We start from the raw sequence: 12,180 nt of genomic DNA, 5'->3' as shown, positions 1-12,180 counted from the left end.
TTACTGAACAGCAGGTCTGTCATGAGAAAAATTTTCATGCTTCTCATTCATTCTTGATGAAAAGGGCTACAAAAATGACGCCCGCAATGCTACATCCACCCGCCAACAGGAAGACCATCGGATAACCGGCTGCAACCGCGATCAAACCTGCAAGGGGGCCACTAAGCCCATAGGCGATGTCCTGAAAAGCGGCATAGCCACCTAATGCCGTTCCTCTTGTTTGCGGAGGAGAATGACGCAAGGCGATAACACCTAGCGAGGGAAAGATTAAAGAGCATCCGGCACCGGTCATGCCTGCTCCAATCAAAGCGAGCATTTGTGTGGATGCTGTACCCAATGTCAGCAACCCCAGGCTTTCAGTTAAAAGCGAAAAAATTGCGACAGTTTTGCCGCCAAACCGGTCCGGGAAATGACTAAAAATGAGTCGTACAGCGATAAACATCGCGCCAAACGCTGTTAATGCCAGTCCCGCGTTCGCCCAGTGCTGCTGGTTAAAATGAAGGGAGACAAACGTACCGAGAACAGCAAAACCAATGCCCTGAAGTGCAAGAGCCAGCCCTGGACGCCAGATTTTGCCGACAACGGACCACAGAGGCAGGCGAACGCCATGTGAGGGGATGACAGCGGGAACGGCAGCATTCAGCGTAAAGGCAATAACAGGCAGCATGACGGTACAAAGGCCAATTGCCCAAAATCCATAATAGTGAAAGAGATAAAGGCCAAAAGGCGCGCCTGCTGCCAGAGCACCATATGTGGCTATCCCGTTCCATGACATGACTCGGCCCCCTTTTTTGTCGCCACTCAAACCCAGCCCCCATGCCAGGTTCCCTGTCAGGATCTGGCTTTCACTGATGCCCAACAGTATCCGGGCGGCAAAAAGGAAGAATAACGTCAGGAAAGGAAAGTGGGCGACCCTGTCCGCCACAAGCAGCATAAGGCCGGAAAGTGTGCTAACCGCCAACCCCATATGCATCACTTGTTTTGCGCCACGTTCATCTGCATTACGTCCCGCGATCCCGCGCGTCAGCAGCGTTGCGACAAACTGGCATCCCATGACTAATCCAACCAGGGTGTCGCTGTAACCAAGAATATTATGGACATAGAGAGGAACGACCGTCAGGGAGAGCCCAATGGTCATGTAGGCAAAAAACATGGCGAAACTGATACGTAACATGTGCAAGGTTGACTGGCGATCGTTGAATACAGCCGTAGTTAAACGCATTGGCATTCACCAGATAAATGATTTTTTACTGAATGGCCCTGAATGTTGATCAGGGCCAAATACAGGCTTACGCGTGAGTCGCAGGGCGATCGCTTGCATGCCTGAGCGCAGCCCTTGAATCGCTGTGCCATAGGCGGCGTTGCCTGAAGAGCCATCTGAAGCGTTAAAGAATGTACTTATGTCTTCCAGACAAGCGCCAGTTAGCTGTCCGTCGGGATCTACAGCGATACGGCCAGGGTAAATGACATCTGATTTTTTTGGTCTCCTGACCATAACGGGGCACCTTCGACTGTGTATAAAAGAGGGATAAGCCACGATGTTCAACATGAATGTTAGAGATTTAAAATTCCATTTTCAACATAAATGGATTTAAAATTTTACTGCTGCATGTAATTGAAATCACTCATTACCCGTCTGCGATTGCCTTTTTGTTGGTTTATATTCATTATAAATCATGCATATGTAATTTTTTTGATTGAAAAATAAATATTTCATGTAAAGGGAATTTACGGCTTAAATGTTCCTTTTTGAGATCGTCTTCCCAAAAATGAAAGATGAATTTTAAATGTGTTGATGTTTCGATTGTTTGTTTCATAATCCTGTTAATCCATTACCTGCATGCCATTCCTTACCTGCGTTCGCTGGTGAACAACCTTGAAACTGGCAGGCGGATCGAATGGAAACCATCAGATTGACTATGGCCCAGGCATGCGTTCAGCTCATTGATAATCAATACATTGAAGTAGATGGCAACGCGAAGACATTCGTTAAAGGCATTTTCGCTATTTTTGGGCAGGGATATGTGTTGGGTTCAGGTCGGGCGCCTGGAGGAGAGCGAGGGGGCATCGCTGTCTGTCAGTCACGAAAAGAGAGGAGATGGCATGTCGCTGGTGCCCAAGCCGGGTATCGCAAAAGAGAGCATTCGCGCTATTGCCGATATGCTGGCGAAAAGAAATGGCCAGGCCTGTCACTACTGATTTATTCAGAAGGAGAAAGGGATAATGAAAGTCGCTTTTGATGTTGACGTCATTAAGCATTTATCAATAACCTGCATGATTCGTCAGGTTTCTGAGTGGGGTTATAAATATATTGAACAATCCCCGCATCCGCGTATCAACCCGTTCTGTAAACATCCCCGAGCTTCCAGAGCGTTGATGAGCGAGTATAAACGTGCACTGAATCAGTACGGGGTGGAACTCCCTTCCTTCATCGCTAATCCACCAGATGTTAATGCCATAATTCACCAGCATAGGGGCATTGGCAAAGGTAAAGTGGATTTTTCGCGTATTACGTGAAATGAATTTTGCAAATCGAAAATTCGAAGTCGGCGGTGAATCCATTATTACCGCATCACTATTATGATATCCGGAAAAAATGAACTCACAGGCCGTCGACACGCGCAGGATTATCGAAAGAGAACTTTTAGGTCAATCATAAAGATGACATCAGCGCCGGAGGGATTTTTTGTGTGCGGCGTATCCATGCCTGATTTTCTGGAGGCTACATATTAAGAATGACAGTTTAACATTGTTTGTCTTTTACGTTTCTATTTCATTATCTACGCAAATTCAAAACAGTCATTATATGACTTCACTCAGTCAAACTGTGTGAATTAAACGCAAAGGTAACCGTATGAGTACGAAAGAGAAGAAATATAATCTCGCCTATGTTATGGCGATCTGCACCGTGGCAGCATTGGGTGGCCTGTTACAAGGGTATGATACTTCTGTTATTTCAGGTGTTATTGAGCCTCTCAACAGACATTTTAGTTTAACGCCATCGCAGACCGGTTGGGCGGTATCAAGTATCGTTATCGGCTGCGTATTAGGCGCATGGCTCGCCGGTAAACTTGCCGATAATTATGGCAGAAAAAAAGCCCTGACTATAACAGTATTCTTTATGCTGGTTTCTGTAGCGGGCATGGCATTAGCCACCGACTTTACGATGTTTATTATCTTCCGTATTCTGGGCGGATTCGGCATTGGACTGGCATCGGTTGTGTCACCTATTTATATGACGGAAGTTGCACCAAGGGATTATCGCGGCCGCGTTGTCGCAATGAATATGGTCTTTTTCGTTGGTGGACAGGTTTTGGTGCTGATCGTTAATTATTTGATCGCCAAAGGAGCAGATGAAACCTGGCTGGTGACGGTTGGCTGGCGTTATATGCTTGGATTTGGTGTTATTCCTTGCTTCCTGTATTTAATGTTTATGGCTTTTATTCCGGAGTCTCCTCGCTGGAATATAATGAAAAATCGTGATGCCGAAGCGATGAAAACCTTGACTCGCATCTCCAACCCTACGCATGCCTCGAATTTATTTAATGAAATTAAAGCATCTTTTAATACTGATTCAGTAACGACATCTGTAAAAAATGTACCTTCGATAAAGGGGTTAACACGTAACGCGAAGATGTTCATCATCATTGCGTCAATGATTGCCGTATTCAACCAGTTCACCGGCATCAACGTTATTCAGTACTTTGGGCCAACCTTGTTGATGAATGTCACAAGCAGCATGGAAGAAGCCATGTTTATGGTCACCTGGCTAGCGGCGTTGCAGTTCCTGGGCGTGCTTGTCGGTATTGTCTTTGTTGATCGTGTCGGACGCCGTATTTTACTGCTGATTGGCTCTTTCGGCACCTTCATCTGTCTGGCGCTTACCTTCCTGACTTTCTATTTTGGTATTAAAGGCTATGCCTCAATCATCGGCCTGTTAGGCTTCATGTTCATCTTTGGCTTAACATGGTCGCAAATCGCCTGGACCGTGGTGGGCGAAATTCTGCCTAACCGCCTTCGCGCAATGGGCATGGGGATCGCTTATGCCTCAATGTGGGTATCCAACTTTATCATTAGCCAGGTTTTCCCGATTATCAATGATAATCCATGGCTGCGTGAAAAATTCCACGGTGGATTCCCGCTGCTGCTGTTCTCAGTATCCTGCCTGATATCCTGGTGGTTCGTAAAACGCTACATTCCGGAAACAAAAGGTGTGGCACTCGAGAAAGTCGAAGAACTCATGAATGCCCTTATCAATAAAAATTCTGTATCCGTCACGACCAGTGATATAAAACATTAATATAGTAAGGACGTAATTATGACTATTCATATTGCTAATGCACCTTGCAGTTGGGGAGTTGATGATCCTAAAAATCCGTTTCTGCCGCCCTGGCAAAAAGTTCTCAGTGAGGCAAATCAGGCGGGTTATAAAAGTATTGAACTCGGACCGTGGACATATTTACCAACGGATCCGGTCAAACTGACGGAAGCCTTAAATAAGGCCTCGCTTTCAATCGTGGCGGGTACAATTTTTGATGATTTAGTCAGTGACAGTAATTTTGATAACATGATTGAGTTGACGCATAATCTGTGTCGAAATCTTTCTAAAATACCCACTGCGGTGAAAGATCACAGCTCTAATTATCCCGCGCCATATTTGGTGATTATTGATTTTGGTAATGAAGAACGCGCTCGTTATGCCGGACATTCAGATAAAGCACCTCGCCTGAGTGCTGATGACTGGCAGCGCATGGTCTCACATATTAAAGAAATAAGTTCTCTGGCCTGGAGTGAATACGGTGTTCGTCCGGTAATTCATCCGCATGCGGGGGGATGTATTGAGTTCTCAGATGAAATTATCAAAATTGCTGAGGATATACCGCATTCAGTTGCTGGGTTATGTCTGGATACAGGGCACCTTTATTATTCTGGCATGGACCCTGTAAGCTGGCTTGAGAGTTATTTCGATCGCCTTGATTATATTCATTTCAAAGATGTGAACGAAAGTGTCCATAAAGATGTACTCAAGCGTGGACTGGATTTCTTTGCCGCATGCGCAGAAGGCGTAATGTGCCCCATTGGCAAAGGGGCAATTGATTATCCCGCAATTAAGAAACTCCTTAACGACTTGAATTATCAAGGCTGGATCACGATTGAGCAGGAACGCGATCCACGCCAGGCTGATGGCAGTCTACACGATGTGACCGAAAGTCTTAAGTGGCTAAAATCAGTCGGCTTCTAACCGGAGATAACATTATGATTAACGGACTAAAACCGCTTAACAGATCTGTTCGTTGGGGAATGGTTGGGGGAGGTGGCACAAGCCAGATTGGTTATATTCATCGTTCTGCAGCCTTAAGAGACAACGCATTCACTTTACTGGCAGGCGTATTAGATATTGATGCTGAACGAGGTAAAGCCTTTGGTGTTCAACTCGGTATTGCAGAAGATCGATGCTATCCCGATTATGCAACCCTGTTCCGGGAAGAGGCGAGTCGTGAAGATGGCATTGAAGCTGTCTCAATTGCCACCCCAAACAATACACACTTTGCTATATGCAAAGCTGCACTGGAAGCCGGTTTGCATGTGATTTGCGAAAAGCCGCTCTGTTTTACCGGCGAGGAAGCAAGCATTCTTGCGGCGTTATGCAGAACCCATACAAAAATCATTGGTGTCACATATGGATATGCAGGGCATCAATTAATTTTGCAGGCGCGGCAGATGATCGAGGAAGGGCTGCTCGGTGATATCCGTATCATTAACATGTCCTTCGCGCACGGTTTTCATGCAGAAGCAGTAGAACTGGATAATCCCTCCACCCGCTGGCGCGTGGACCCTAAATATGTCGGGCCAGGTTATGTTCTGGGCGATCTGGCTACCCATCCGCTGTTTCTGGCTGAAACGATGCTGCCTCAATTGAGCATCACACGGTTGCTGTGCTCGCGGCAGAGCTTTGTCAAATCCCGCGCACCGCTGGAAGATAACGCCTATGTGCTGATGGAATATGACAACGGTGCGGTGGGTTCTATGTGGTGCTCAGCGGTGAACTGCGGTTCTATGCATGGTCAGAAAATTCGTGTTGTGGGTTCGAAGGCAAGCCTGGAGTGGTGGGATGAGCAACCTAACCAGCTTCGCTATGAAATCCAGGGGGAGCCTGTTCGGATCCTTGAACGCGGAATGCCTTATCTCAGTTCGCAGGCTCTGGCTGACGATCGCATCGGGGGTGGACACCCGGAAGGATTGTTTGAAGCATGGTCTAATCTTTATCGCCGCTTTGCGATTGCAATGGATGCAACCGATCGTGGCGACGCGAAATTCCTGGAATCATTCTGGTATCCCGATGTGCACGCCGGTCAGATCGGTGTGAACTGGGTAGAGCACTGCGTCAAATCTGCTGATGCGGGCGGTGAATGGATTGATTTCAATATTAAATAATCATTAACGTACCTGGCCACTGTGGCAAGTGGCCAGGTAATGGGTGAGGGCTTAAAACCACCAGTATTCTTACCCTCTCATAACGCCACTCCCGCTTAGTAATCCCCACCTGTATCAGAGACAACAAGGCCTTAACGGTGATATCTGCCCTCATCAAACAAGCCCGGAAATGAGCTTTCGAGCGTTATAAAACATAAACACGGGATCGGAGCGCCGAACTAACCCGCCGCACCCGATTTACTGTAGAGACAGACATCCAGATTTAGGTCTGTGATCCCTAAGCTCCCGCGCGATGTGGCTCAAATGAAATGACGAACAGATCCCTCAGACAACACTTTCCAAAAGGAAGCGACGCATCTGTTCCCCCCTGGCAAAGATTAAACCCTGTTGTCAGGCAGCTCAGCGAAAGGCCGGGAAATGCGCCAGGCTCTGAATTCCCCGGAGAGCGTTTTGACCAATGTGTTTCATCCGTTGATTGAACTCACAGCCAGAAGTGAACCGATCAATTGCTTTCTGTCTGAACACCGCGATAAGGGCGACTGAGTTGCGGTGTACAAATTTCAGAGGCTAAAAAGGGAACGCCTCAGTTGACTGTGAACGTCGCATGGTCAGAAAAGTGTTTCTTTAATGGTGATTTCGTTCACCCGGAGGATTGAAGACATGTCGAAACCCTTCATGTCTGACATGAACGCCTCGCTGCTCATGTATTTCTGATTGATAGCCTGTATATCGGCTCCCTCCTGATAGGTCACTGTTGCAATGACCTGACAGTTTTCTCCCAGATAGACATCATTGACATAAATATCAAAAGCAGAAAGAGAAACCCTGTGTCGGGGCCAGTGTATGTGAAAATAAATTTCTGCTGACTGGCTGTCTTTGAGTGTATAAATCCTGACCTGTTTCATCTTGTCCATCCTGTTGTGAAGGTGTTCATCAAGGCGGAAAGTCAAAGCATACCCACTTCATTTCTGGAAAATTAACAAAAGACCACTTCTCGCTCTGAGCCGACGTTCATTCTTTTAAACTGGCGCAAACTTTCTCTGTACCTGACGGACATCAAACGCAAACGCTTACCCGCACGCATCGCTAATAATAATCCCGGTAATCGCTGAAGCTATGGCCGCGTGAGTCGATAACGCATGCTCAGCTCATTTTTGGGGCTGAAGAGGGCTCATGCGTTCTGGTCATACCGGCGCAGCATTTGGCCCTCTTTTTTACAACACCAGTACGTGCATTCCTTTTAATTACAATGGAAATAACAATATGTCTGTCATTAAGACAATGACCAGAAGCTTAACCGGTTCCCGTTTTGCAGGGGCCGCTCGGCCCGCGGACGGGATCTTTCACTGTGAAAGCTTACCTGCATCGCTCTCTGCTGCAGGCCTTAGCAAACGTGCTGCGGGTATTTTGCTGACGTTTGTACCGCCAGAGGCAGATTTTCAGAAGGTCAGTCAGGCATGGCAACGTTTAACATCGGCGGATCTGACCGTCATTACGCTCTCCTCGAACGGGGCGCTCAGCGCCAGCGGCAAGCAGACAACTTACTGCAAGGGAGACGGACAAGAGGGCAGCTGGCTCTGGCTGCCTCGCAACCTGATAGCGGAGCATGAAACGCACATTGTCGATCTGCATCTTCACGACACGCACACGGCGACCGATCGCATCAGCGCCATTCAGCATGAATTGGCCGCACTGAAGCTGCGCATGCCGCTTTCTGCCGATCGCACCTTCGCTATGATTTACTGCGACGGACTGTCCGCATCAGAAGGCTTTCTGATGCAGGCCTGGTATAACACCGGGCGCTTTCCGTGCCTGGCGATTGGTGGCTCCGCAGGAGGACGTGCAACCTTTGACGGCACATGGATGGGTGTCGGCGGTCGTGTGCTGCAGGGCAAGGCCGTTATCGTGTTCTGCAAAATGGCAGCGGGTAAATCCTTCGCACCCTTCAAAAGCCAGAATTTCGAACCGCTGAATAAAAGCTGGCTGATTGCAGAGGCCGATCCGGTAAAGCGTACGTTGACGTCGGTGTTCAACGCGCAGGGACAGCAGCAGCCATTCACCCAGGCGCTGGCCGAACATCTTGGCTGCAACGAACAGCAGCTCAGCGAGCGGCTTAAAGGTCTGACATTTGCCGTCAAGGTAGGCGAAGCCTTCTTTATTCGTTCCGTGGCGAAAATGGACAGCCAGAGCGTGCAGTTTTTCTGCGACCTGGAATTTGGCGATCGGCTTTACTTAATGCGTGAAACCGATTTTAAACAGGCCACGCAGCGTGACTGGCAGGCCTTTACCCAACGCCACGGCAAACCGGCAGCGATTCTGATGAACGATTGCATACTGCGTCGCGTAGGGAATGCCGATAAGCTGCACGATGCGCATTTCTTTAAAGGGATCCCGGCCGCCGGCTTCTCCAGTTTTGGTGAGATTCTCGGCGTGCCGATCAACCAGACGCTCTCTGCGCTGGTGTTCTTTAATCACAGCGTCAATGCGATGGCGCAATTCCCGGTGGAATATGCCAGCTATGCGGCTCACTACGCTCAGCGCGCCCTGCGTCGCTGGGAGGCGCTGAACAGGGTGCAGTCCGGCGTGCTGGCGCGCGTGGTGAATTATCAGCAGGAGTTAGCGCCTATCGTCCAGGCACTGCCGGTGCTTGAGGCGGCAACCCAGAGCCAGAGTGAGGCGTTGACGATGGCCGAGAGCAGCATCCGCGCTATCAGCGATATCGCCAAAGAGAGCCAGCAGGCACAGGGCCGCTTAGGCGACGGGTTGGACGATCTGGAGGCGATCTCCAATGGCATCAACGTCATTACGCATGGCATCAGCAATATCGCGTTCCAGACCAATATTCTGGCGCTTAATGCGGCTGTTGAAGCCGCCCGTGCGGGTGAGGCGGGCAGGGGGTTTGCGGTTGTCGCCGGAGAAGTGCGTCGTCTGGCGCAATCCTCCAAAGAGCAGGCGGAAGCCACGGCAAGCAATATCAACGATGCGGTCAGCACGATTTCCCGCATTCGCAATGTGGCGACAAACACCGTGCAAACTGCCACGGACATGGCAGAGCGCAGTATCCACGCAGCCGATGCCATAGCGGCGATGAGCGACCGCACCCGCCATGAGCGGGCAGGTATGGCGAAACAGTTGGATAGCCTGCGCACCTTAACGGCGGGAATGGATGCCATGCAGGAAGCGGTGGCCGAGCTGAAAGTGCTGCAAACCCTTTCGGCTTCTCGTTAACGCACGCCTCAGCCGTTATCACCACGCTGCACCAGCGGCTGCGATTCAATAGCTTGATGAAAATGGCTCAGGGCTGAGCCGTTTTCAGGCTATTTCATCGTTGTGTTGCAGCTAAAAGCCCGGTCCGCAAAGCAGAGGCGATGCAGACCTGCCGCTTACTGAGGACGGTAACGTCAGTATCGGGCCCGACTACTGTTCAGACGCAAAGAGGGGGCGGTTGCGACGACCGGCCCGGGCATCACGGGCTGATCGCTCAGCATGGACAAAAATGCCTGAGACCAGCGATGACTGCTGTGCAAATGCAATCCCTTCATCAGACGCGCGTGAAGATGACGCCGTTCCCTGACCGGCATCAGCAGTGCGCTATGAATGGCATCGGCCATCGCATCGGGATCGTAAGGATTGACGATTATCGCGCCGTCCATCTGCTCTGCTGCGCCTGCAAACTGCGACAGGATCAGCACGCCAGGGTTATCGGGATCCTGAAGTGCAACATACATCTTCGCCATCAGGCTCATGCCCGCCATCAGTGGGGTCACCAGCGCAACACGGGAAGCGCGATAGATTCCCGCCTGCTCTTCCCGACTGTAAGCATGCGTCAGACAGTTCACCGGGTACCAGTTCATCATGCCGTGCACGCCGTTAAACTCGCCGCACAGGGTTTCTAAGGTTTGACTGATTTCCGGCGCGCGATGCGCATACCCGGCAGAGGGCGGAGCCAACTGCAACAGGGTGATATTTTTTTGGTAAACAGCATGTTTGCGCAGCAGCACTTCCACGGCGCTGATTCGGTAAGGCAGCCCGGCACTGTCATCAAGATGGCCGCCACTCAGTACGGTATTTTCTGGCAAGTTTTCGCGGCACTGCATTTCCATGAAGGCACAGCTATTGCTGTCGCGCAGACAGCGGGCATCGTCAAGGTCAATCCCCACAGGAAAGACGCCGAGCCGGACAATACGGCCTTGTACCCGAAAGCTGTCGCCAGCCAAACGCTCTGTACGGAATTCACTTTCCAGCCAGACAATAAAGTTGTTCATGTCCTGTACCGTCTGAAAACCGATCACGTCACAGCACAGCAGGGATTCGGTGAGCCAGCGCCAGTCGGGAATGGCCTCAAACATCTTGCCCGATGGGAAAGGCTGATGCAGAAAAAAGCCCACTGGATTGGTCAAACCGGCTTCGCGAAGATAGCGGGCGCAACCCAGCAGATGATAATCCTGTATCCAGATTCTGTCCTCGGGCAGGGCGTGCTCACAAATGGCACGCGCATAAGCCTCATTAATATTTTTATATTCCCGATAGCCGTCAGCGGAAAAACGAGCCAGATCCGGGCGCTGGTGGAAAACAGGCCAGAGTCCTTTATGAACGTAATTGTGATAACCCTCATTCGCCTCGCCGGGTGTCAGGGGAAAGGTCAGGGTTTCATAGTGATCTTTCTGCTGAGATGACAGAGGTCTTGCCGTATCCAATGGCAGAACTGCGGTCTGGCCATCCCAGCTCACCCAGAGCCCACCTTGATGGGCGAGAATGCCTTCGTAAATCGCAGTAAGCGTGGAGCGTTGAGAATGATTATGTGATACCAGGATAAGACCTGACATGGTGTTTTCCTTGTGAGACAGAGGTTCGTCAGTCGCATTGCTTAACGACCAACAGCTGGATAATTGAGGCCGAATGAGAAACTGAAGCAGGCTGCTCATCGTTATAGTCGCTTAATGTCTACGTGTGATATCGGAGCCTGCTGGATAGTCAACGCCGTGATACTGAGGCGGCGCCACGTAAATACCCGGCAGTGAGGGATGACAGATGAAGCCGTTGTGTTGAAGAAACTCCGGTGCGGATTCACTCAGGGCGATAATACTATGGCAGCCGCAGGCACCTGGATGCGACAGACAGCAGCGCAATAGCCAGGATCCCAGACCGATAAAGCGATATTCTGGCGAAATAAACAGATCCTGGATTACCCAGGTTTCGGCCATATCGGTTACGACGCGTGCAAAGCCGATTTGTCGTGCATTACGGTAGACGCCAAAACAGAGACTGCTGTTCAACGCCAGCGTCAGAAGGCGCGCATCGGGGATCGTCGCCCCCAGCCATTGAGCAATCAGCCGGGGGTTAAGCCTGGTCGGATCGGTGTTGACCTCAATCGCGTCTCTGAACCATTTACGGGGTGACATCAGCCGAAGACGTTGCTGCTCAGCCAGCTCGACTAAGGCGGCATTGCCACTGACAGGCAGAGAAAAGGGCGCATTAACGCATTTCATCAACGACTTCCTTATGCATGGGCCATGAGTACCCGGTGCCGTTGATTAAAACGCCCGGCGTGTAAAAGTGGCGTAAAAAAGAAATGGCGAGGTGTAAAAAGGATGCAAAGGAAAAGCGGTGATATGGGCTGGCTGTGCCCATTATCAGGTGTTAAGGGATCGGTCTTAAACCGGATATTCCCGATTATGAATGGATCACATACGGGGAGCGGGTCAAGGATCCGACATTACTAAGTGAGCGTTGCATCTAATCCCG

Annotated in this window: 8 protein-coding genes and 3 pseudogenes; 6 read left to right on the top strand and 5 right to left on the bottom strand. The window is 50.0% G+C overall.

Annotated elements, in window-relative coordinates:
• Positions 1-43: 43 nt before the first annotated feature.
• Both P9J57_RS12170 and P9J57_RS12165 read right to left on the bottom strand, forming a co-directional pair.
• Entirely contained in the window at positions 44-1,222 is a 1,179-nt protein-coding gene (locus P9J57_RS12170) for an MFS transporter (RefSeq protein WP_483279230.1), read from the bottom strand.
• A 90-nt stretch (positions 1,223-1,312) separates the two neighbouring features.
• Positions 1,313-1,495: pseudogene (locus tag P9J57_RS12165) on the bottom strand (hypothetical protein); the annotation flags it as partial.
• A 728-nt stretch (positions 1,496-2,223) separates the two neighbouring features.
• Between P9J57_RS12165 and P9J57_RS12160 the strand changes: the two are divergent.
• From P9J57_RS12160 to P9J57_RS12140, 5 genes and pseudogenes are all read left to right on the top strand, one after another.
• Positions 2,224-2,659 (top strand): annotated as a pseudogene (locus P9J57_RS12160) (hypothetical protein).
• Between the two features lie 195 nt (positions 2,660-2,854).
• Complete coding sequence (locus tag P9J57_RS12155) at positions 2,855-4,300, top strand: sugar porter family MFS transporter (RefSeq protein WP_133344282.1); 1,446 nt, start codon at positions 2,855-2,857, stop codon at positions 4,298-4,300.
• An 18-nt stretch (positions 4,301-4,318) separates the two neighbouring features.
• Positions 4,319-5,242, top strand: coding sequence for a sugar phosphate isomerase/epimerase family protein (locus P9J57_RS12150; protein ID WP_028715050.1), 924 nt, complete (start codon positions 4,319-4,321; stop codon positions 5,240-5,242).
• Positions 5,243-5,256: 14 nt separating this feature from the next.
• Positions 5,257-6,435, top strand: a complete 1,179-nt coding sequence (locus P9J57_RS12145) for a Gfo/Idh/MocA family protein (RefSeq protein WP_024471205.1) — start codon at positions 5,257-5,259, stop codon at positions 6,433-6,435.
• An 83-nt stretch (positions 6,436-6,518) separates the two neighbouring features.
• Positions 6,519-6,914 (top strand): annotated as a pseudogene (locus P9J57_RS12140) (transposase); the annotation flags it as partial.
• A gap of 129 nt (positions 6,915-7,043) precedes the next feature.
• On the opposite strand, the gene P9J57_RS12135 reads toward P9J57_RS12140, so the two are convergent.
• Complete coding sequence (locus P9J57_RS12135; RefSeq protein ID WP_019105787.1) at positions 7,044-7,340, bottom strand: hypothetical protein; 297 nt, start codon at positions 7,338-7,340, stop codon at positions 7,044-7,046.
• 358 nt (positions 7,341-7,698) lie between these two features.
• Here P9J57_RS12135 and P9J57_RS12130 point away from each other — a divergent pair, with 358 nt between their 5' ends.
• Complete coding sequence (locus P9J57_RS12130) at positions 7,699-9,663, top strand: methyl-accepting chemotaxis protein (protein ID WP_033770758.1); 1,965 nt, start codon at positions 7,699-7,701, stop codon at positions 9,661-9,663.
• Positions 9,664-9,836: 173 nt separating this feature from the next.
• Here P9J57_RS12130 and P9J57_RS12125 read toward each other — a convergent pair whose 3' ends face one another.
• Positions 9,837-11,261, bottom strand: coding sequence for an alpha,alpha-trehalose-phosphate synthase (UDP-forming) (locus P9J57_RS12125; protein WP_174260729.1), 1,425 nt, complete (start codon positions 11,259-11,261; stop codon positions 9,837-9,839).
• 111 nt (positions 11,262-11,372) lie between these two features.
• Positions 11,373-11,924, bottom strand: a complete 552-nt coding sequence (locus P9J57_RS12120; RefSeq protein ID WP_104933334.1) for a GNAT family N-acetyltransferase — start codon at positions 11,922-11,924, stop codon at positions 11,373-11,375.
• Positions 11,925-12,180: the final 256 nt, after the last annotated feature.

The sequence above is a fragment of the Pantoea sp. nfd-35 genome (assembly GCF_056892255.1).
This window is presented reverse-complemented; position numbering and strand designations above follow the sequence as displayed.